The following is a 22,518-nucleotide window of genomic DNA, read 5'->3' as shown; positions in this document are numbered from 1 at the left end:
TTCCCATTCCGAACAGAGAAGTTAAGCCCGATTGCGCAGATGGTACTGCATAACTGTGGGAGAGTATGTCGCCGCCTTCTTTTTGAAAACCTCTATCATTTATTTGATAGAGGTTTTTTGTTTTATAAAGTTTTAGAAAAAATAAACTCTATTATTTATTAAAATAGATTATTTCTACAATATCTGAGTATTGTTTTGTTTTTTCATTGAATTTTCTAACATGAATAGAATCACAAATAAATTCAAAATTAATTTCAGTAGCTCTAAATTGTTCACTAGCTTTTTTCATTCTTTCAGCATTTAATCCTCTAGCTATAGTCATGTGAGCATGTGCATTTTTAATATCAAAACCTATTGATTTATGTATGTCAGTGATAATATTGTTAAGATATAGTTGCGATTTTTCATCTGGTGAAATAAAAAAGGTATGGTAATTAAATGAATCTAAAGAATCAAATCTAACTTTTTGAGGAATGATAGTTTTACAAAAATCTTTTATTTGGTTTATGTAAAGCCCTAATTTCAATTCGTTTTCAAGATTTATTATTGTAATATGCGCATCAGAATTTGCACTACCAAACCAACCAATAGTATTTTTAAGGATTTCTTAAATGATTTTATTAAATTTCGTTGTTCTATAGTTGGAATAATAACTAAAGAATATAGTGGAATTGTTCTCAAGATTTAAATCATTAAATTGTTTTTAAAGAATATTGACAATTATTTTGAATAGCACATTCTGAACATTTAGGATTAGTCGGACGACAAGTTTCTCTTCCTAAAAATGAAATTGCCATTCCAATTTCGCCCCAAATTTCCTTTGGAAGTAATTGCATTAACTGTTTTTCAACTTTGTTACCATCTTTAGCTTCCTCACAAAGACCAATTCTTGGTGCAACTCTTATAACATGTAAATCTGCGATTATGCCTTCAGCTGTAACTTTCATTTCTCGCATAATCACATTTGCGGATTTTCTTCCAATTCCTTTTAAGGCAGTTAAATCGTTAAGATTAGTTGGAATATTTTTATCGCTCTTTAATGTTTGAGCAATTTCAATTAACCAACTTGATTTGGTATTGAAGTTTCTAACTTTGCTTACATAGGGAAATAAATCTTCAATTGTTGCAGTTGATAATGCTTCCAAATTTGGAAATTCTAAAAAAAAAGCAGGCGCAATTTTATTATTATTTGCATCAGAATCTTGATCAGATAAAATAACAGCTACCATTAATTGATTAAAATTTTCATAATCTAAAGGATGCTTTTTGCCTTTGTATTTAATTATTAGAGGTTGTAATTTTTCAGCCCAATTATTTGTGTTTTCAAATAATTCCATAATTATTTTTTTATAAATTCAACAATTCGTTTTATTACTTCTGTATTTCCTAAAATTTTTCGATGACCTAAATTTTTTGTAATCATCAATTCTGAATTCTTTAAGTTTTCTTTAATGTTATAAGCTGCTTTAACATTTACATCCACATCATTTTCATCGTGAATTATTAAAACAGGAATTAAAACTTCTTTTGCTGCATTTGAAGCTGAATAATAATTCATTTCAACTCCATACTTTTTCTCAAAATACTCTCTTAATTTAATTCCAATTTTAGGTTTTAATTCCAACTTCTTAATAAAATCATCAATTATGTCTTGAATAATATCTCCGCTTCCAATAATAACTACTTTTCTCACCTTCAGTTTTTCTCTAATGGCATTTAAAATGGACATTCCTCCAAGTGAATGACCAATCGCAAATTCAAATGGTCCAAATTGTTTTTCCAGTTCTAAAATAGAAGCAATAAATTCAACCATTATCGATGAGTTTCCTTTGGATTTTCCATGTGCTGGTGCATCAAAACTAATTGTCGAATACCCCAAATTCAATAACTCATCAGCAATCTTAACTAATTGAGTTCCTCTGCCAGACCAACCGTGAACTAATAAAATTTTCTTTTCACTTTTTCCATAATGATAAACTACAATTTCCTTATTTATAGAAGGAACGAAAACTTTTTCTTGAACACTTTCTTTATCCATATGAAATTCGCGTTTCGGAATTTTATGTTTTATTGGTGTGGTAAATAATTTTGCAGTAAACTTTGTAGCTAATTTTGGTGAAATTGCCACAAATAATTTAGCGGTTATCAATATTACCTTCGGAATTTTCAAAGTTTGGGCTTGTATTTCTTTATTTTTTGACATTTCAATAAATTTTAATGCAAGTTACTTTATTTTATCTTTTTTTCTTAAATTTAGACATCAATAAATTAATCTGAAAAATGTTAAATCAAAAACGCGTAATAATTGAAAATGTATTGCCTCAATTAGACAATGGGGCATTTTTTATAAAAAGAATTGTTGGACAAAAAGTTTCTGTAACTGCCGATATTATTTCAGATGGACATGATGTAATGGAAGCGGTTGTTCAATATAAATATGAAAAGGACAAAAAATGGTCAGAAGTCAGAATGAATGCTTTGCCAAATGATGCTTTTGAAGCTACTTTTTCAGTTGAAAAACAAGGTTATTATTCTTATTTTGTTGAAGCTTGGATTGATTATGCTCTAAATTGGCAATATGGAATTGGTAAAAAAATCAACGACAACCAGCATGTTAAATCAGAATTATTAGAAGGAATAGAGTACATAAAACCATTACTATCAAAAGTTTCAGTTTCTGATAAAAAATATTTAAATGAAGTTGTTGATTTATTCTCAAATGAAGTTAATTATGACATAGCTATCATTGAAGCAGTTTCGGAGAAATTAAAAACTATCTTCAAAGAAAATCCAACTAAGTTTTTAGCAAATCAAACTCAAGAATTAAGAGTTTATGTTGATAGACAAAAGGCATTATTCAGTACTTGGTATGAATTTTTTCCACGTTCCGCTTCAAAAGAAGAAGGGAAACACGGAACTTTTAAAGATTGTGAGCAGATTTTGCCTAAAGTTGCTAAAATGGGATTTGATACTTTGTATTTTCCACCAGTTCACCCAATTGGAGAATTAAATCGTAAAGGAAAAAATAATGCAACAGATGCTCAACCCGGAGATGTTGGTTCGCCTTGGGGAATTGGTTCTCAATATGGTGGTCACAAATCGATTCATCCAGAATTAGGAACTATTGATGATTTTAAATCATTAGTCAAAAAAGCAAAATCATTAAATATTGAGGTTGCAATGGACTTTGCGCTTCAAGCTGCACCAGATCATCCTTATGTTAAAGAATTTCCGCAATGGTTCAAATGGCGTCCAGATGGAACTGTACAATATGCCGAAAATCCACCAAAAAAATACCAAGACATTCTGCCAATTTACTTTGAAAGTGATGATTGGAAAAACCTTTGGAAAGAGTTATTAGATTGTGCTTTATTTTGGGTTGAAGAATGTGGAATTAGAGTTTTCAGAGTTGATAATCCACACACTAAACCTTTTTATTTTTGGGGTTGGCTTATTGCAGAAGTAAAGAAGAAATACCCAGATGTATTGTTTTTAGCAGAAGCTTTTACGCGTCCTAAAATTATGCACGAGTTAGCTAAACAAGGTTTCACTCAATCGTATTCCTATTACACTTGGCGAAATACCAAAGCTGAGTTGCAAGAGTATTTGACAGAATTAACTCAAACCAATCAAAAAGAATTCTTCCGTCCAAATTTTTGGCCAAATACTCCAGATATCAATCCGTTTCCATTACAAGGTGCGAATGAAAGTACGCACTTGCAAAAATATTTTTTAGCAGCTACATTGTCTTCATCTGTTGGGATTTACGGACCAATATTTGAATATATGGTTTCAGATGCAATTCCGGGAAAAGAAGAATATATGGATAGTGAAAAATACCAAATTCGTCTTTGGGATTGGCAAAAAGAAAATAAAATCACTATGCTAATTTCTAAAATTAACCAAATTAGAAAAGAGCAATCTTCACTACAACAAACCAATAATATTGAATTCTGTGATACTGATAACGAACAAGTTATTGCCTATTACAAATTTGACGATGATAAAGAAAATGAAACCTTAATGATTGCAAGTTTAGATGCTTATTATGCTAAACAAGCTTGGATTAAATTGCCATTAAAATCTTTAGGAATTCATGAAGGACAATCTATTACAGTTATAGATTTGATTACAGGAAACAGCTATAATTGGGATAAAGAATGGAATTTTGTTGAGTTGCATCCGGTTTTACCTTTTCACTTATTTAAAATTCAGAAGTAATTATTAATGATAAATTTACTGTCATGAAAAACGACAATCAAGATACTTTTACAACCACATTCAAATTTAAAAACGAATGGAAAGATGCTTTCAAAGATGATGAATTCATTAAAATATTTTCGTCTGATATTTTAGAAAACTATATCATCAACAAAAGGTGGTATGGAGGAAAAGCGAGTACTTTAAAGTACATTGAAGTCGTAGATCATTTCAAAATTACTTCTAAAAAGAATACCTATTATGGTGTTTTGCTTGAAGTGAATTTTAAAGAAGCGTTTTTCCAACATTATTTTATGCCAGTAGCTTTTATGACTACTGATGAGCTAGATACTAATACCATTATCGCTCCTGCAAAATTTGGAAATATTGATGGTTATTTGGTTGATGCTTTACACCAAGATGATTTCAGAAAGTTGTTGTTTGATAATATTGCACAATCTACCGAAAGTAAAGGATTAAAATTGATTTTTCATAAAGGCTCAAATTTGGTTGATAAGGAATATAAGTCTTCCAAATTCATGGGTGTTGAACAAAGTAATACTTCGATTATTTACAACGATGCTTTTGTGTTGAAAATTTTCCGTAGAATTTATATTAGCACCAATCCTGATTACGAAATTAGTCGTTTTTTAACTGAAAGAATGCACTATGAAAATACTCCAGCTTATACGGGAAGTATAAATTTGGCTTTGCCAGAAGGAAATATCACTTTAGGTTTGATGCAAGAATTAGTTCCAAATCAAGGCGATGCTTGGAAATTTATGTTAGAACAAATGGATGGTGTTTTTGATAATCTTTCCAGAAAGAAAATTAAAATCGACAAACTTCCAAATGTAGAATTGTTCAAACGATTAAAAATCAATGAAATTCCACCAGAAATTATTGATTGGGTTGGTTTGAGTTTATTTTTAAGAGTACAAACTTTAGCATTGCGAACGGCCGAAATGCACATCGCACTTGGTAGCGATATTCACGAAACTGCTTTTACACCAACAACTTACAATGGCGATTACACCGTTTGGTTGAAAAATCGTCTGTTGTATCAATTCCAAAATAGATTAAATATTATAGAAAATAGTTTGCACAAACTCGACGGAATGGCGCTCGATTTAGCACATCAATTTCTTGAAAATAAAAAGCTAATTCGTAAACATTTTGTAGATTTCGATTGGACCAAAATGAAATCCGAGCGCATTAGAATTCATGGAGATTTTCATCTTGGTCAAGTTTTAGTAAATGGTGATGATTTCTATCTACTTGATTTTGAAGGCGAACCAGAAAGCACAATCCGTGATAGAAAAGTAAAACAACCTCCATTAAAAGACGTTGCCGGAATGTTCCGTTCTTTTCATTACGCTATTTACGCAACCATTTTCAACAATGCCGATAAATACCCATTTGAACAAGAAGAATTGTTCAAAGCTGGCGAATTATTATTCAAATACCTTGTCGGAGCTTTCTTAGAAACCTATATTGAAAAAGCCCAATCAGGAAATTTAAATATCGGTTACAGTCATGAAATCAACTTTTTACTAAAATATTGTATCTTAGAAAAAGCAGTTTATGAGTTGGGTTATGAGTTAAATTCTCGACCACGATGGGCTGTAATTCCATTGAGAGGTATTCAAACTATTATGGGGTATTAGAAAATTTACATATGAAAAGAGTGATTTTTTTTTTAATTTATATGACTAGTTTTTACTCTTCAGCACAATGCTGGTCAAAAGTATCAGGTGGTTATAATCATACAATTGCTTTAAGAACTGATGGCACAATATGGGGCTGTGGTAATAATTCATATGGTCAATTGACCAATTTAATACCAACTTATCAAACGTCTACATTCACACTTTTAAGTAATGATTCGAATTGGCAATCTATTGCTTCTGCTAATTCTTCTGTTTATGCTATTAAAACAAATGGGACACTTTGGGCATGGGGACAAAATGATTATGGACAATTAGGCGATGGAACAAATAGTGATAAATATATACCAACTCAAATAGGAAATAATAGTAATTGGATAGTAATTGAATCTGGTGCAGATCACTCACTTGCTCTAAAATCTGATGGTACATTATGGGCATGGGGAATGAACACCAATGGTCAACTTGGAGACGGTACAACGATAAGTCGTAATGCGCCTGTTCAAATTGGAACAGCAACAAATTGGGTTTCAGTTTCTGCTGGTCATTATCATTCAATGGCTATTAAATCTGATGGAACTTTGTGGTCATGGGGTTCTAATTCTTTTGGACAATTAGGTATCGGATCTAATATCGCTCAATTAACACCAATTCAAGTTGGTAATGCTTCCAACTGGCAATCCATTTCATGTGGAGATTATCATTCCTTAGCAATTAAAACAAATGGAACATTATGGGCTGTGGGTTATAATTATTATGGACAATTGGGAAATAATACTACTTCGAACTCTAATTTACCAATTCAAATTGGAACAGAAACAAGTTGGCAAAAGACAGAAGCTGGTTCTGAATTTTCTCTTGGTAAGAAAACTGATGGAAGCATTTGGGCTTGGGGTTCAAACTGTTGTGGCCAATTAAACAGCACCAACTATCAGTTAAATAGTCCAACAAGAATTGGCTTTGAAAATACTTGGGTATACATTAACGTTGGTTTTAATAACTCTATAGGTATCAAAAATGATAACTCATTATATACTTGGGGGAGTAATTATTTTGGACAATTAGGTATTCAGTCTTCTGGAAATAATTCAAGTAATTTAAATCTAGTTAATTGTATTGCTCTTGATAATGAAAACTTTGGAAAAAATGAGTTTGTTATTTTTCCAAATCCTGCTAAAAATGTTTTGAACATACGTTATACCTCAAATTGTGCAATTGAAAAAATTAGTATCACAGATTTAACAGGTAAAAAAATAGTGGAACAATTTGGAAACAACAATCAAATCGATATTCAATTTTTACAACAAGGAATTTATTTGTTGGAATTAAATTATGATTATGGAAAACGTATATATAAATTTATAAAAGAATAAAATAAAACATAAAAATGAACCAAGTACAACCACATTCCTTATTTACTGATTTCGACATCGATTTATTCAAAGCAGGAAAACATTTTCAACTATACGAAAAATTAGGAGCGCATCTTATTGAAGTAGATGGAGTTAAAGGCGTTTATTTTGCTGTTTGGGCACCATCAGCGCGTTCGGTTTCTGTTGTGGGTGATTTTAATTTTTGGGTACAAGGTGAACACCAACTAAACGTACGTTGGGATGAATCTGGAATTTGGGAAGGTTTCATTCCTGGAATTGATAAGGGAACAACTTATAAATATAAAATTCAGTCTAACAATGGTGGCTTAATCACTGAAAAAGCCGATCCATTTGCTTTATACTGTGAACATCCACCACATACAGCTTCCGTAATTTGGGATTTGGATTACAAATGGAAAGATTCCAAATGGATGGAAATCCGAAAAGAGAAGAACGGATTAGACAAACCTTTTTCGGTTTACGAAGTGCATTTAGGTTCGTGGAAACGAAATGCTGATGGTAAGTTTTTGACTTATATTGAATTAGCAGATCAATTGGTTTCTTATGTAAAAGAAACTGGTTTTACTCACGTAGAATTTATGCCAATTATGGAATATCCTTACGATCCATCTTGGGGTTATCAATTGGTAGGTTATTTTGCACCAACATCACGTTTTGGAAAACCACAAGATTTTATGCTTTTGGTAGATAAATTGCACCAAGCAGGAATAGGAGTAATCTTGGATTGGGTGCCGTCACATTTTCCAGATGATGCACACGGATTAGGTTTTTTTGACGGTTCCAATTTATACGAGCATCCTGACAGAAGAAAAGGCTATCATCCCGATTGGAAAAGTTTAGTTTTCAATTATGGACGTAATGAAGTGCGTTCCTTCTTGATAAGTAATGCTATTTTTTGGCTAAAACAATATCATGTTGATGGTCTTCGAGTAGATGCTGTTGCGTCAATGTTATATTTAGATTATTCTAGAAAAGAAGGCGAGTGGGAACCCAACATTTTTGGGGGAAGAGAAAACTTAGATACTATTAGCTTCTTGATTGATTTTAATGAAGCCGTTTATGCTAACTTTCCAGATGTTCAAACTATTGCAGAAGAAAGTACTAGTTTTCCAATGGTTTCGCGACCAACCTTCCTTGGTGGTTTAGGTTTTGGAATGAAATGGATGATGGGTTGGATGCACGATACTTTGCAATATTTTGCTAAAGAAAGTGTGTATAGAAAATACCATCAAAACGACATAACTTTTTCTATGACTTATGCGTTTACAGAGAATTTTATGTTACCACTTTCTCACGACGAAGTTGTTTATGGCAAACATTCCATTCAAGGTAGAATGCCAGGCGATGAATGGCAACGATTTGCAAATCTTCGATTACTTTACGGATACATGTTCACGCATCCAGGAGCAAAATTATTGTTTATGGGAAGTGAATTTGGGCAAACATCTGAATGGAATTTTGAAGGAAGTTTAGATTGGCATTTATTGCAATATGGTTTCCACGATGGAATTAAAAAATGTATTTCCGACTTAAATGCATTGTATAAAAGTTATCCTGCATTGTATGAAAAACAATTTTCAGCTGAAGGTTTTGAATGGATTAATTATTCAGATAATGAAAATTCAGTTTTAGCTTATATTCGTAAAGGAAATAAAGAAAAAGAAAACTTAATTGTTGTTTGTAACATGACACCTGTTGTTCATGATAATTATCGAATTGGTCTTCCTAGAAAAGGAAAATTAACTGAGATTTTCAATTCTGACAATGAAGAATATAATGGAAGCGGAGTTAGTAACTCAAAACCAATAAAAATAGATGTAACACCTTGGAATGGTAGAGAATTTTCAGCTGAAATTATTCTCGCTCCATTAGGAATTTCTGTTTTTAAAATTTCTTAATTTAACATTACGACGCAAAGAAAATCAAAATTCCTTGCGTCTTTTTTGCATCGATTTTAGATTTATCAGTAACCGCAAACGTTATCGTTAAAAACTACTTTAATTACTTTTGAAAATTCGATACTACATTCGTATTTTCGCAACTTGTCTTAAAATTAATCCTATGATTATTAATACCGAGCTTGAGTACAAAGGCGATTTATTTCCGTCACAAATTATATCTTACAAACACGAAGTAGATTCTATAGATTTTCATACTGATAATAATGTGATTCTTCGAGTTACTGTTTTACGCGACAGCATGATTCGTTTTCGTTTTACTGCCAAAGGATATTTCAGTAATGATTTTTCTTATGCCATTGATAAAACGCAATCGCATGGTTATAATGTTCTTGAAGTAACTGAAGAAAGTGACCATTATCGAATTAAAACTTCTAAAGTTTATGTTGTTGTTCAAAAACACGATTGCCGAGTTGGAATTTATGAATTAGATGGAACTACAATCCTCGAAGATGAAATTGGTTTCCATTGGGAAGAATGTTATGAATATGGCGGAAACATTGTGAAAATGAGTAAAACATCTCACGATGGTGAAAGTTTTTATGGATTAGGTGATAAACCAACCAATTTCAATTTAAAAGGAAAACGTGTCGAAAATTGGGCTACTGACCAATATGCTTTCGCAAAAGACCAAGAACCATTATACAAAGTAGTTCCTTTTTATATAGGTCTACATCATAACAAAGCTTATGGAATTTTCTTTGATAATACGTTCCGTTCGTTTTTTGATTTTAGCCATGAAAGAAAAGGAGTAACCAGTTTTTGGGCTGATGGTGGCGAAATGAATTACTATTTTATCTACGGACCAAAAATGAGTGATGTAGTTACAACTTATACTCATTTAACTGGAAAACCTGAATTGCCACCACTTTGGACATTGGGATACCAACAATGTAAATGGAGTTATTTTCCAGAATCGAAAGTAAAGGAAATTACAGGAAGGTTTAGAGAACTTCAAATTCCATGTGATGCTATTTATTTAGATATTGATTATATGGATGGTTTCCGTTGTTTTACTTGGAACAAAGACTATTTTCCAGATCCAAAACAAATGGTTGCAGACTTAGCAAAAGACGGATTCAAAACCGTTGTTATCATTGATCCAGGAATTAAAATCGATAAAGATTATTCAGTTTATCAAGAAGCTCTAGAAAAAGATTATTTCTGCAAAAGAGCTGATGGTCCTTATATGAAAGGAAAAGTTTGGCCTGGAGAATGTAATTTTCCAGATTATACCAATCCAGAAGTTAGAGAATGGTGGGCAGGATTATTTAAAGAATTGATTGCTGAAATAGGAGTGAAAGGTGTTTGGAATGATATGAACGAACCAGCTGTAATGGAAGTTCCAACAAAAACATTCCCATTAGATGTACGTCATAATTATGATGGAAATAATTGCAGTCACAGAAAAGCGCATAATGTTTACGGAACTCAAATGGCGCGCGCTACATATGAAGGAGTAAAACGATTTGCATATCCAAAACGTCCTTTTGTAATTACTCGTTCAGCTTATTCAGGAGCACAACGTTACACTTCATCCTGGACAGGCGATAACGTAGCAACTTGGGAACATTTATGGATTGCAAACGTTCAAATGCAACGAATGTCAATTTCAGGAATGGGATTCACAGGTTCAGATATTGGTGGATTTGCAGAACAACCATCAGCTGAGTTATATGCACGTTGGATTCAATTGGGTGTTTTTCATCCATTTTGTAGAACACATTCATCAGGACATCATGGCGAACAAGAACCTTGGAGTTTTGGTGATGAAGTAATTGATATTACTAGAAAATTCGTTGAATTACGTTATCAATTATTACCTTATTTATATACCATGTTTTGGCAATATGTTAATGATGGAGTTCCAATGTTGAAACCATTAGTATACTTTGACCAAGACGATGCTCAAACACATTACAGAACTGACGAATTTATCTTTGGAAATCAAATATTGGTTTGTCCAATTCTTGAGCCAAATGCATTAGGAAGAAGGATGTATTTGCCGGACGGAAATTGGTACAACTACTGGACAAATGAACTAGTGAAAGGTAAAAAAGAACTTTGGGTTGCTACTGATTTTGATCAGATTCCGATATTTATTAAAGAAGGTGCTATTATTCCTAAATATCCTGTGCAACAATATGTTGGTCAAATTGAATCTCCAGAATTGTCTCTTGAAGCTTATTTCAAACTAGGAAAAGAAAAATCTTATGTATATGAAGATGCACAAGACGGTTATGACTACAATAAAGGAAGATTTAGTTATAAAACATTTACTCTTAATGGTAAAGAAAACGAACTTTTCATTACGCAACATAAAGAAGGAACTTTTGAAACCCAATATCAAACTATTAAGATTAATTTGAAAGGATTACCATTCAAAATTAAAGGAATTGAAATTGATAATGAGAAAATCATATTCGATAAAGAGTCGTTAATTCTTGAAAATGGCTTAATTGTTGATAAAGATTTTACAGAATTACACTTCATTGGTGTTTAAATTTTGTAAATTTGAGTTTAATAAAAAAAAATATGAGTTATAAAAAATACACTATCGGTTTTTTGGCAGTAGCCTTAATAATTTCTTGTGCTAAGAATCCTTTTACAGGTAAAAGTACAATGGCTTTGGTGCCAAATAGTCAAATATTTCCAATGGCTTTTCAGCAATACAATCAGTTTTTGACTGAAAATAAAGTAGTTAAAAATACTGCAGAAGCTAAAAAAATTGAAACAGTTGGCACAAAAATAAAAGTTGCTGCAGAAAGATGGTTAGCTGCCAATAATCATTCAGATTATTTGAATGGTTACAATTGGGAGTACAATTTAGTTGAAAGTAAAGATGTAAATGCTTGGTGTATGCCAGGTGGAAAAATTGTTTTTTATACAGGAATATTACCAATCTGTAAAGATGATGCAGGAATTGCAGCAGTTATGGGACATGAAGTTGCTCACGCTCTTGCAAATCATGGTCAACAAAGAATGAGCGCTGGAATGCTTCAACAACTTGGACAAGTTGGTGCTGCAGTAGCAGTAGGAAACCAAGATCCTCAAACACAACAAATGGTAATGCAAGCCTACGGAATTGGTTCACAAGTTGGAGTAATGTTACCTTTCAGTAGAAAACATGAAAGTGAAGCCGACATGATTGGTCTAACATTAATGGCAATTGCAGGATATAATCCAGAAAATGCTGTTGCTGTTTGGGAACGTATGTCTGCACAATCAAACGGACAAGCACCACCAGAAATTTTAAGTACACATCCAAGTAATCAAACAAGAATTGATCACTTAAAATCATTGTTGCCTCAAGCAAAAGCTGAAGCTGCTAAATTCGGAGTAACATTTAAATAATATTCGAGTAATAAAAAAAGAGTATATTTGAAGCTGTCAATTTTTTGGCAGCTTTTTTATTTAAATTTAAATTATGGCAAATCTTCCTAAAGGACATCCTAAATTATTAAATGCTTGGGCTTTTTACGATTGGGCAAATTCCGTTTATAGTTTAGTAATTGCGTCTGCTGTTTTTCCAATTTTTTACGAAATGATTTTTAGTGATGCTAAAAAAGAAAGTGTAAACTTATTCGGTCAAGATATAAAAGCTACTGCTATGATTAGTTTTGTCACAGCTTTTGCTTTTTTAATTGTTGCCATTTGTTCGCCAATACTCTCAGGAATTTCAGATTATCTTGGAAATAAAAAAGCTTTTATGAGATTCTTTTGTTACCTCGGTGGTATATCTTGTATATGCTTGTATTGGTTTGATATAGACAACCTCTTTCTAAGTTACACAGCCTATTTCTTTGGACTTATTGGCTTTTGGTCAAGTTTGGTTTTTTATAACTCCTATTTACCAGATATTGCTTTCCCTGAACAACAAGATAGAGTTAGTGCCAGAGGATTTTCCATGGGATATATTGGAAGTACGATTCTTTTAATTTTAAATCTAGCAATGGTAATGTTTCCGAAAACTTTTTGGATTGAAACTCCAAAAGAAGCAATGAAAATTTCTTTTGTAATGGTTGGTGTTTGGTGGATTGGATTTAGTCATATAACCTATTATTATTTGCCAAAAGGAAATAGAAACAATGTTCCATTGACAAAAGATTTTATCTTTAAAGGTTTCCACGAACTAAATTTAGTTTGGAAACAATTAAAACAAAACCTAGCACTTAAAAGATATTTATATAGTTATTTTGTTTTTATCATGGCTGTTCAAACGGTTATGTTGGTTGCAACTTATTTTGGAGCAACCGAAGTCAATTGGGGTTCAGATGACAAAACCATGGGCTTGATTATTAGTATACTTTTAATTCAATTAGTAGCAGTAGTTGGAGCTTTTATAACTTCTAGAATTTCTGAAAAATTCGGAAACATAAATACTTTAATGGTTTTAAATGGTATTTGGGCTATTCTTTGTGCTTTTGCTTATTTTGTTGAAACACCAATTCAATTTTATGCTACAGCAGGTTTTGTTGGCTTAGTTATGGGAGGAATACAATCTATTGCAAGATCAACCTATTCTAAACTTTTACCAGAAACAGAAGACACTGCATCATTCTTTAGTTTTTATGATGTTACAGAAAAAGTTGGAATAGTAATAGGAATGACAATTTATGGAACAATAGATTTAATTACTGGTTCTATGAGAAATGCAATCGTATTTCTAGGTGTATTTTTTGTAATCGGATTAATTTTATTGACCAGAGTTCCAAGAAAGTAATTTCAAAATCTAAAAAAAATAATTATATTTGAACAAATAATTTATAAAGATGAAAAAGAATAAAATATTTTCAATTTTTACATTTCTGTTCATTGCGTTTTCTTTTATCTCGTGTGATAATGAACCTATAGACCCAACTTTGTTAGCTCAAATTGCTGCTAATAGCTCTTCAAATGGAAATAATTCATCAACAGGTAGTTTCACAGCAAATATTGATGGAGTAAACTTCACAGCGGAGAGTGTTGCTGCTTCAATGTTAAATGTACCGACGAATGGAAATATATTGTCAATAGTTGGAGTTAAAAGTAGTGGTGAATATATTGCTATCCAAATAACTAATCCAACCATTGGAACTTTTGTAGCCAATAACAATTCTAATCCATTACAGGCTGTCACTCTTAGTTATAGACAAAATACAACCACTAGTGATATATTTTCTGCTTACAATTACTTTGCAGCAACTCCAGCTCCAACTGGTAGTGTAACAATTTCATCAATTAATTTGACTACAAAAACTATATCTGGATCATTTTATTTTGATGGTTACTTGATGAATAGCGCAACTCCTGTTAAGAATATCACAAATGGGGTTTTTAATAATATTACTTATATAACACAATAAATAAAGTTATGTTTAAAAAAATCCGTCTAAATGGCGGATTTTTTTTGTGGCACAATCATTGTTTTATATAGAAAGTTGCTGTTTAAATGTTCAAATTATATTTTTCAGCACCATTTCAATGCAATACATCGATTTTAATTTAGTATGTGTATTGCATAGTCTATATTTGTTACCAAATTGTAAATAATTAAATGTCATATTGACTCAATATATGCTATGTCAAATCATAAAATAATCGCCTTTGACAATTTGTCACTTCAAGAATTCGATTCTGAAGCCGAATTGATTCCTCTTTTAACACCAGAAGATGAAGAAGAAATGACGAATGAAGAATTGCCTTCTTCATTACCAATTCTGCCATTAAGAAATACGGTTTTATTTCCAGGAGTTGTAATTCCAATTACAGCTGGAAGAGATAAATCTATTAAACTTATTAATGAAGCCAATGCTGGTAATAAAATAATAGGTGTTGTAGCTCAAAAAAATGAAGAAGATGAAGATCCTTCTAAAGATGATATTCACCATATAGGAACAGTTGCCAGAATTCTTAGAGTTTTAAAAATGCCTGATGGTAATATAACGGTTATCCTTCAAGGTAAAAAACGATTCGAAATTGACTCTATAGTTTCTGAACTTCCTTTTATTACGGCCAACATCAAAGAAGTACCAGAAAAAAGACCAGGAAAACACGATACTGAGTTTACTACAATTATTGATTCAATTAAAGAATCAGCAATAGAAATAATAAAAGAAAGTCCAAATATTCCTACTGAGGCGACATTTGCTATCAAAAATATAGAGAGTCAATCGTTCTTAATTAATTTTGTTTCTTCCAACATGAATCTTTCGGTTGAGGAAAAACAGAATTTATTAATGATGAATGTTCTAAAGGAAAGAGCTCTTGAAACTTTACGTTACATGAATGTAGAGTTACAAAAACTTGAACTAAAAAATGATATTCAATCTAAAGTTCGTTTCGATTTAGACCAACAGCAACGTGAATATTTCTTGCACCAACAAATGAAAACCATTCAAGAAGAATTGGGTGGTGTTTCTAATGAGCAAGAGTTTGAAGAAATGCGTCAACGTGCCAAAACTAAAAGTTGGGATGAAAAAACAAGTAAGCACTTTGAAAAAGAGTTTTCTAAGTTGCAACGCATGAATCCACAAGCGCCAGATTTTGGGATTCAAAGAAACTATCTAGACTTATTTTTAGATTTACCTTGGAATAAATTTTCAAAAGATAATTTTGATTTAAAACATGCTCAAAAAGTTTTAGACAGAGATCATTTTGGATTAGAAGATGTAAAAAAACGAATGATTGAACATTTAGCAGTTTTGAAATTGCGAAATGATATGAAATCACCAATTATATGTTTGACAGGACCTCCAGGTGTCGGAAAAACATCTATTGGAAAATCTGTTGCAGAAGCATTAGGAAGAGAGTATGTTAGAATTTCATTAGGTGGTTTAAGAGACGAAGCAGAAATTCGTGGACACAGAAAGACCTACATAGGCGCAATGCCAGGAAGAATTATACAAAGCATAAAAAAAGCAACTACTTCAAATCCAGTATTTATTTTGGATGAAATTGATAAGTTGTCTGTAAGCAATCAAGGTGATCCATCATCAGCGCTTTTGGAAGTTCTAGATCCTGAACAAAACAATGCTTTTTATGATAATTTCCTTGAAATGGGATACGATTTATCTAAAGTAATGTTCATTGCGACTTCTAATACAATGTCAACTATTCAACCGGCATTAAAAGACAGAATGGAAGTTATAAAAATGGCTGGATACACAACTGAAGAAAAAGTTGAAATAGCACGCCAGCATTTATTTCCAAAGCAGTTGAAAGAGCATGGATTGACTTCAAAAGATTTGACAATTGGTAAAAAAGAATTAGAAAAAATAGTTGAAGGTTATACTCGTGAATCGGGTGTGAGAAGTTTGGAGCAAAAAATTGCACAAGTAATAAGAAATGCTGCTAAATCTGTAGCAATGGAAGAAGAATATAACAAAAAAATTACTTCAGAAGATATCGTAAAAGTTTTGGGTTCACCAAAATTAGAACGTGATAAAGCTGAAGGAAACGATGTTGCTGGAGTAGTAACAGGATTGGCTTGGACTTCTGTTGGAGGAGATATTCTTTTTATTGAATCCTTGATTTCTAAAGGAAAAGGCACTCTTACTTTAACTGGAAATTTAGGTACGGTAATGAAAGAATCTGCTACAATTGCCTTAGAATACATCAAAGCAAACGCAGAACTTTTTGGACTAGATCAAGATATTTTGACAAAATATAACATTCACTTACACGTTCCAGAAGGTGCAACACCAAAAGACGGACCAAGTGCTGGAATAGCTATGTTAACGTCACTTGTTTCATTGTTAACTCAACGCAAAATCAAAAAAGGTTTAGCCATGACAGGTGAAATTACTTTAAGAGGAAAAGTTTTGCCAGTTGGCGGAATTAAAGAAAAAATTCTAGCGGCTAAAAGAGCAAATATTAAAGAAATCATTCTTTGTCATGATAATAAAAGTGATATTGAAGAAATTAAAGCAAATTATCTAGAAGGATTAACTTTTCATTATGTAAAAGAAATGAGTGAAGTTATTGATATAGCATTAACCAATCAAAAGGTGAAAAATGCCAAAGTTTTAGATTAATTTCATTTAAAAATAGTTTAAGGCATGAGATGAAAACCTCATGCCTTTTTATTTTTAGTATAACTTTAAAAATAATATCTTCGCATTTCCGTTATAGGTTAAGTAAATTGCTATTTTTTGTATGTTTAAAAAACTATTTATCTCTATTTTTTTACTTTTTTGTACTGTTACTTACAGTCAAATAGGAGGTAGGTCAGTTTATCAATTTTTAAATTTAGTTACTTCTCCAAGGCAAGCAGCATTAGGAGGTAAAGTAATTACTATTTATGATAATGACGTAAATCAAGCACATTTTAATCCGGCTACAATTAATGCTGAAATGGACAATCATTTGTCTTTAAATTACGGAAGCTATTTTGGTGAAGTTACCTATGGAACTGCTGCTTATGCCTATACTTATGACCGACATTTACAAACATTTCACGCTGGAGTAAATTACGTCAACTACGGAAATTTTGATGGTTACGACGAAAATGGTCTAGCCACATCTTCATTTACTGGAAGTGAAATTGCACTTTCTTTTGGTTATGCTTACAATATTCCATTTACAAGTTTTTATTTAGGAGCCAATGCCAAATTGATTTCTTCCACTTTAGAAAGTTATAATTCATTTGGTGGCGCTGCAGATTTCGGATTTTTATTTATCGATGAACCTAACGATGTCAATTGGGGATTAGTTGTTAGAAATGTTGGAACCCAATTCACAACTTATGCTGGTACTCAAGAGAAATTGCCACTTGAAGTTTTGATAGGTGTTTCGCAAGAAGTAGAAAATGTTCCTTTAAGATGGCATCTAACTTTAGAAAATTTACAACAATGGAAAATAGGTTTTTCTAATCCTAATCGTGCTATTGGTAGTATTGATGGAGAAGCTACTCAAGAGAAAGTTGGTTTTTTAAATAATGCTTTGCGACATGTAGTTTTAGGTGCCGAATTGTTTCCAACTAAAGGAATAAACGTTAGACTTGGATATAATTTTAGAAGAGCAGAAGAATTGCGAATTGTAGATCAGAGAAATTTTTCAGGAATTTCACTTGGATTGGGATTAAAAATGGGTAAAATGAAATTTAATTATTCTTATTCAAGATATACACTTGCAGGAAACACAAGTCTTTTCGGACTAACAATTGATTTTTCAGACAACAGTTATTAAACAGATATACATTGAAAAAAATTACTATTGCTATCGACGGATTTTCTTCAACAGGAAAAAGTACTTTAGCCAAACAACTTGCTAAGCATTTAGGATACGTATACGTTGATACAGGTGCTATGTATCGCGCAGTAGCTTTATTTGCAATGCAAAAAGGATATATTTCCTCTTCAAGTTTTGATAAGCAAGCACTTATTAATGATATACCTAATATTAAATTGCATTTCGAATTCAATGCAGATTTAGGTTTTGCTGAAATGTTTTTGAATGATGTAAATGTTGAAAAAGAAATTAGAACTATTGAAGTTTCTAGTTTTGTTAGTAAAGTGGCAGAAGTTTCAGAAGTTCGTGCTAAATTAGTAGAACAGCAAAAAGAAATGGGTAAAAACAAAGCCATAGTTATGGACGGACGCGACATTGGAACGGTAGTTTTTCCAGATGCTGAATTAAAGATATTTATGACTGCAAGTGCCGAAACCAGAGCACAACGTCGCTTTGACGAACTTCAAGCCAAAGGCGATAATGTTCCTTATGAAGATGTTTTAAAAAATGTTCAAGAACGCGATTACATTGATACTCATAGAGATGACTCGCCTTTAGTAATAGCTGATGATGCTATAGAAATTGACAATTCTTACCTTTCAAGAGAAGAACAATTTGCAGCAGTATTAGAATTGGTTGATGAAATTACTAAAACGTTGTAATTTTTTGCAAATCTCAATTTTAATAGTAGATTTACAATCTATTTACATTACAAAAACATATTTATTATGAGTATAAAGTTTAGATTAACTCTAATGAGTTTTCTTCAATTCTTCGTTTGGGGTGCATGGTTGATAACAATTGGTACTTACTGTTTTAATGCTAAAGGTTGGACAGGAGCAGAGTTTGGCGCAATATTTTCAACATTAGGTTTGTCGTCTTTATTTATGCCTGCAATTACAGGTATTATTGCTGATAAATGGTTGAATGCAGAAAAGTTATACGGAATTCTTCATATTCTTTATGGTTGCGTTCTTTTTTATGTTCCAAGTGTAAACGATCCCAATACTTTGTATTACGTGATTTTTGGTGCTATGATTTGTTACATGCCAACAATTTCATTATCCAATTCAATTGCCTATAATATTTTAAAAAATAACAAATATGATGTTATAAAAGATTTTCCTCCAATTAGAGTTTGGGGAACAATTGGTTTTATCGTAGCAATGTGGATAACAAATATTTTTAGTTCAGAAAATCCGCCTCAATTTATTAAGGAAGTTGGGCTTGGTGTTGGGAATTTTATCGCTGATCTTTTCGGAACAACCCTCTCAGCAAATCAATTTTATTTTGCTTCATTTTTTGCAATAATATTAGGAGTCTATTCTTTCACTCTACCTAAATGCCCACCTCAAAAATTAATTTCTGAAAATGCTTCATTTGCAGAACAGCTTGGTTTGACTGCATTTAAATTGTTTTCTAATTCTAAAATGGCGTTATTTTTACTCTTTTCATTATTTCTTGGAGCTGCTTTACAATTAACAAATATGTATGGAGATGCTTTTTTAGATGATTTTGGAAAAATAGCAGAATACAAAAATTCATTTGTAGTTGAAGGTAAAACCTTTATAATGTCAATTTCTCAAATCTCAGAAACCTTATTTATCTTAGCAATTCCTTTTTTCTTAAAGCGTTATGGTATCAAGCAAGTAATGTTATTTTCAATGATTGCATGGGTTTTGAGATTTGCATTATTCTCTTATGGAAATCCAGCTGAAGGTTTATGGATGATTATTCTTTCATGTATTGTTTACGGTATGGCATTTGATTTCTTTAATATCTCAGGTTCATTATTTGTTGAAACTACAACGGATTCTAAAATTCGTTCCTCTGCTCAAGGATTATTTATGATGATGACAAATGGAGTAGGAGCTTATTTAGGTAGTAAAGTTAGTGGTTATGTAATTGATGCTTACTATACAAACAATGGTGTTAAAGATTGGCATGGAATATGGTTGTCATTTGCAATTTACGCGTTAATAATAGCAATTCTATTCGCAATTTTCTTCAAGCACAAACACAATCCTGATGAAGTAGCTAATGTGAGTCATTAATACTTAAAAATAGTATTAAAAGCCCTTTCTTAACCCAGTTTTGAAAGGGTTTTTAGTTTAATGCAAATTTGTTGTATTTTGGAGAGATAAATATTTTGTAATTAATAAATTATGCTTACTTTTGCAAACCTTTTGGCGAAGAAGAGTTTCCTTTAGGTATCAACTATTTATGTAAAACACTGCTGCTGTTTTCTATTCGATAATAAACTCAAGAAGCACGGCATACAAATTTTTTATCAGCATGTCTGAATTAAACAAAGAACAACAAGCGTTTTTAAACGAATTTAACTGGCACAATTACGCAGAAGGAATTGATGCAGTAGATCAAAAAAACTTACAAGAATTTGAAGATTTAGTAACTAAAACTTTTATCTCTACTGATCAAGAAGAAGTAGTTGAAGGTGTTGTAGTTAGAATCACAGATCGTGACGCTATTGTTGACATTAATGCAAAATCGGAAGGTGTTATTTCATTAAACGAATTCCGTTACAACCCAAACCTAAAAGTGGGTGACAAAGTAGAAGTATTAATCGACGTTCGTGAGGACAAAACAGGTCAATTAGTATTATCTCACAGAAAAGCAAGAACTATCAAATCATGGGATAGAGTTATTTCTGCTAACGAAACTGGTGAAATTGTTACAGGTTTTGTTAAATGTAGAACTAAAGGTGGTATGATTGTAGATGTTTTCGGAATTGAAGCATTCTTACCAGGTTCACAAATTGATGTGAAACCAATCCGTGATTACGATGTATACGTAAACAAAAACATGGAATTCAAAGTTGTGAAAATCAACCACGAATTTAAAAATGTTGTTGTATCACACAAAGCGCTTATCGAAGCAGATATCGAAGTTCAGAAAAAAGAAATTATTGGTCAATTAGAAAAAGGACAAGTATTAGAAGGTGTTGTTAAAAACATTACTTCTTATGGTGTGTTTATTGACTTAGGTGGTGTTGATGGATTAATCCACATTACTGACCTTTCTTGGTCTAGAATCAATCACCCAAGTGAAGTTCTTGAATTAGACCAAAAATTGAACGTAGTTATCCTTGATTTCGATGACGAAAAAACAAGAATCCAATTAGGATTGAAACAATTAAACGCTCACCCATGGGATGCACTTGGTGCTGAACTTAAAGTTGGTGACAAAGTGAAAGGTAAAGTAGTAGTTATCGCTGATTACGGTGCTTTCATTGAAGTTGCTGAAGGTGTTGAAGGTTTAATCCACGTTTCTGAAATGTCTTGGTCTACTCACTTAAGAAGTGCTCAAGATTTCGTAAAAGTTGGTGATGTTGTTGAAGCAGTTGTTTTAACTCTTGACAGAGACGAAAGAAAAATGTCATTAGGTATCAAACAAATGACTCAAGATCCATGGACTGATATCACTTCTAAATACCCAGTAGGTTCTAAACATACAGGTATCGTTAGAAACTTTACAAACTTTGGTATTTTCGTAGAATTAGAAGAAGGAATTGATGGATTAGTTTACATCTCTGACTTATCTTGGACTAAGAAAATCAAACACCCATCAGAATTTGTTAACGTAGGTGACAAACTTGATGTAGTAGTATTAGAATTAGATGTTGAAGGACGTAAATTATCTTTAGGTCACAAACAAACTACTGCTAATCCTTGGGACAAACATGAAGATGCATTTGCTGTTGGAACTATCCACACAGGAACAATTGCTGAAATCGTTGACAAAGGAGCTACTGTAGATTTCGGAGATGATGTTGTTGCATTTATTCCAACACGTCACTTAGAAAAAGAAGATGGTAAAAAATTGAAAAAAGGTGACGAAGCTGAATTCAAAGTAATTGAGTTCAATAAAGAATTCAAAAGAGTTGTTGCTTCCCACACTGCTATCTTTAGAGAAGAAGAAGAGAAAAATGTTAAAGCTGCGTCTGAATCAGTTGCTGCTTCTAACAATAATAATCAAGCTTCAACTTTAGGAGATAACAATGATATCTTAGCTGAATTAAAAGCTAAAATGGAAAAAGGAGGAAAATAATTCTCTGATTTTCTAAAATAC

16 protein-coding genes are annotated in these 22,518 nt (G+C 32.0%); 13 read left to right on the top strand and 3 right to left on the bottom strand.

Features of this window, described 5'->3' with window-relative positions:
- Positions 1 to 151: 151 nt before the first annotated feature.
- The 3 genes from ACIQ06_RS01860 to ACIQ06_RS01850 form a co-directional block, all read right to left on the bottom strand.
- Complete coding sequence (locus tag ACIQ06_RS01860; RefSeq protein ID WP_396143479.1) at positions 152 to 589, bottom strand: 2'-5' RNA ligase family protein; 438 nt, start codon at positions 587 to 589, stop codon at positions 152 to 154.
- Between the two features lie 103 nt (positions 590 to 692).
- A complete protein-coding gene (gene nth, locus ACIQ06_RS01855; protein WP_396143476.1) occupies positions 693 to 1,337 on the bottom strand; it encodes an endonuclease III domain-containing protein in 645 nt (214 codons plus the stop codon).
- 2 nt (positions 1,338 to 1,339) lie between these two features.
- The gene (locus ACIQ06_RS01850) at positions 1,340 to 2,203 is read right to left on the bottom strand and encodes an alpha/beta hydrolase (protein WP_396143474.1); all 864 of its coding nucleotides are present in this window, start codon (positions 2,201 to 2,203) and stop codon (positions 1,340 to 1,342) included.
- Positions 2,204 to 2,280: 77 nt separating this feature from the next.
- Here ACIQ06_RS01850 and ACIQ06_RS01845 point away from each other — a divergent pair, with 77 nt between their 5' ends.
- The 13 genes from ACIQ06_RS01845 to rpsA all read left to right on the top strand — a co-directional run bounded on the left by ACIQ06_RS01845 (position 2,281) and on the right by rpsA (position 22,497).
- Positions 2,281 to 4,221: an alpha-1,4-glucan--maltose-1-phosphate maltosyltransferase gene (locus tag ACIQ06_RS01845; protein WP_396143472.1), complete on the top strand. Its 1,941-nt coding sequence runs from the start codon at positions 2,281 to 2,283 to the stop codon at positions 4,219 to 4,221.
- A 23-nt stretch (positions 4,222 to 4,244) separates the two neighbouring features.
- Complete coding sequence (locus ACIQ06_RS01840; protein ID WP_396143470.1) at positions 4,245 to 5,867, top strand: trehalose synthase; 1,623 nt, start codon at positions 4,245 to 4,247, stop codon at positions 5,865 to 5,867.
- Positions 5,868 to 5,908: 41 nt separating this feature from the next.
- Positions 5,909 to 7,240 carry a T9SS type A sorting domain-containing protein gene (locus tag ACIQ06_RS01835; RefSeq protein WP_396143468.1) on the top strand — a complete coding sequence of 444 codons (1,332 nt, stop codon included), beginning with the start codon at positions 5,909 to 5,911 and terminating at the stop codon, positions 7,238 to 7,240.
- Between the two features lie 14 nt (positions 7,241 to 7,254).
- Entirely contained in the window at positions 7,255 to 9,159 is a 1,905-nt protein-coding gene (gene glgB / locus ACIQ06_RS01830) for a 1,4-alpha-glucan branching protein GlgB (protein WP_396143466.1), read from the top strand.
- A 163-nt stretch (positions 9,160 to 9,322) separates the two neighbouring features.
- Positions 9,323 to 11,722 carry a glycoside hydrolase family 31 protein gene (locus ACIQ06_RS01825; protein ID WP_396143464.1) on the top strand — a complete coding sequence of 800 codons (2,400 nt, stop codon included), beginning with the start codon at positions 9,323 to 9,325 and terminating at the stop codon, positions 11,720 to 11,722.
- A 32-nt stretch (positions 11,723 to 11,754) separates the two neighbouring features.
- Positions 11,755 to 12,573, top strand: a complete 819-nt coding sequence (locus ACIQ06_RS01820; RefSeq protein WP_396143462.1) for a M48 family metallopeptidase — start codon at positions 11,755 to 11,757, stop codon at positions 12,571 to 12,573.
- A gap of 73 nt (positions 12,574 to 12,646) precedes the next feature.
- Positions 12,647 to 13,942, top strand: a complete 1,296-nt coding sequence (locus ACIQ06_RS01815; RefSeq protein WP_396143460.1) for an MFS transporter — start codon at positions 12,647 to 12,649, stop codon at positions 13,940 to 13,942.
- 49 nt (positions 13,943 to 13,991) lie between these two features.
- Positions 13,992 to 14,564 (top strand): DUF6252 family protein, encoded by a 573-nt coding sequence (locus ACIQ06_RS01810; protein ID WP_396143458.1) that lies wholly within the window; start codon positions 13,992 to 13,994, stop codon positions 14,562 to 14,564.
- Positions 14,565 to 14,780: 216 nt separating this feature from the next.
- The gene (gene lon / locus ACIQ06_RS01805) at positions 14,781 to 17,234 is read left to right on the top strand and encodes an endopeptidase La (protein ID WP_396143456.1); all 2,454 of its coding nucleotides are present in this window, start codon (positions 14,781 to 14,783) and stop codon (positions 17,232 to 17,234) included.
- A gap of 121 nt (positions 17,235 to 17,355) precedes the next feature.
- Positions 17,356 to 18,387, top strand: coding sequence for a type IX secretion system protein PorQ (gene porQ, locus ACIQ06_RS01800; RefSeq protein WP_396143454.1), 1,032 nt, complete (start codon positions 17,356 to 17,358; stop codon positions 18,385 to 18,387).
- A gap of 11 nt (positions 18,388 to 18,398) precedes the next feature.
- Entirely contained in the window at positions 18,399 to 19,091 is a 693-nt protein-coding gene (cmk, locus tag ACIQ06_RS01795) for a (d)CMP kinase (RefSeq protein ID WP_396143452.1), read from the top strand.
- Positions 19,092 to 19,157: 66 nt separating this feature from the next.
- Positions 19,158 to 20,483 carry a nucleoside permease gene (locus tag ACIQ06_RS01790; protein WP_396143450.1) on the top strand — a complete coding sequence of 442 codons (1,326 nt, stop codon included), beginning with the start codon at positions 19,158 to 19,160 and terminating at the stop codon, positions 20,481 to 20,483.
- Between the two features lie 241 nt (positions 20,484 to 20,724).
- The gene (rpsA, locus tag ACIQ06_RS01785; RefSeq protein ID WP_396143448.1) at positions 20,725 to 22,497 is read left to right on the top strand and encodes a 30S ribosomal protein S1; all 1,773 of its coding nucleotides are present in this window, start codon (positions 20,725 to 20,727) and stop codon (positions 22,495 to 22,497) included.
- The last annotated feature ends 21 nt before the right edge of the window (positions 22,498 to 22,518 follow it).

This window comes from Flavobacterium sp., from assembly GCF_044341265.1.
Lineage (GTDB): Bacteria > Bacteroidota > Bacteroidia > Flavobacteriales > Flavobacteriaceae > Flavobacterium.
Note: the sequence above shows the minus strand (reverse complement) of the source record. Positions and strands in the feature narration are given on the sequence as shown.

Excerpts from the sequence above, each read along its gene's own strand:
- nth (WP_396143476.1), bottom strand. The coding sequence starts at position 1,337 with ATGGAATTATTTGAAAACACAAATAATTGGGCTGAAAAATTACAACCT.
- ACIQ06_RS01850 (WP_396143474.1), bottom strand. The coding sequence starts at position 2,203 with ATGTCAAAAAATAAAGAAATACAAGCCCAAACTTTGAAAATTCCGAAG.
- ACIQ06_RS01845 (WP_396143472.1), top strand. The coding sequence starts at position 2,281 with ATGTTAAATCAAAAACGCGTAATAATTGAAAATGTATTGCCTCAATTA.
- ACIQ06_RS01840 (WP_396143470.1), top strand. The coding sequence starts at position 4,245 with ATGAAAAACGACAATCAAGATACTTTTACAACCACATTCAAATTTAAA.
- ACIQ06_RS01835 (WP_396143468.1), top strand. The coding sequence starts at position 5,909 with ATGACTAGTTTTTACTCTTCAGCACAATGCTGGTCAAAAGTATCAGGT.
- glgB (WP_396143466.1), top strand. The coding sequence starts at position 7,255 with ATGAACCAAGTACAACCACATTCCTTATTTACTGATTTCGACATCGAT.
- ACIQ06_RS01825 (WP_396143464.1), top strand. The coding sequence starts at position 9,323 with ATGATTATTAATACCGAGCTTGAGTACAAAGGCGATTTATTTCCGTCA.
- ACIQ06_RS01820 (WP_396143462.1), top strand. The coding sequence starts at position 11,755 with ATGAGTTATAAAAAATACACTATCGGTTTTTTGGCAGTAGCCTTAATA.
- ACIQ06_RS01815 (WP_396143460.1), top strand. The coding sequence starts at position 12,647 with ATGGCAAATCTTCCTAAAGGACATCCTAAATTATTAAATGCTTGGGCT.
- ACIQ06_RS01810 (WP_396143458.1), top strand. The coding sequence starts at position 13,992 with ATGAAAAAGAATAAAATATTTTCAATTTTTACATTTCTGTTCATTGCG.
- lon (WP_396143456.1), top strand. The coding sequence starts at position 14,781 with ATGTCAAATCATAAAATAATCGCCTTTGACAATTTGTCACTTCAAGAA.
- porQ (WP_396143454.1), top strand. The coding sequence starts at position 17,356 with ATGTTTAAAAAACTATTTATCTCTATTTTTTTACTTTTTTGTACTGTT.
- ACIQ06_RS01790 (WP_396143450.1), top strand. The coding sequence starts at position 19,158 with ATGAGTATAAAGTTTAGATTAACTCTAATGAGTTTTCTTCAATTCTTC.
- rpsA (WP_396143448.1), top strand. The coding sequence starts at position 20,725 with ATGTCTGAATTAAACAAAGAACAACAAGCGTTTTTAAACGAATTTAAC.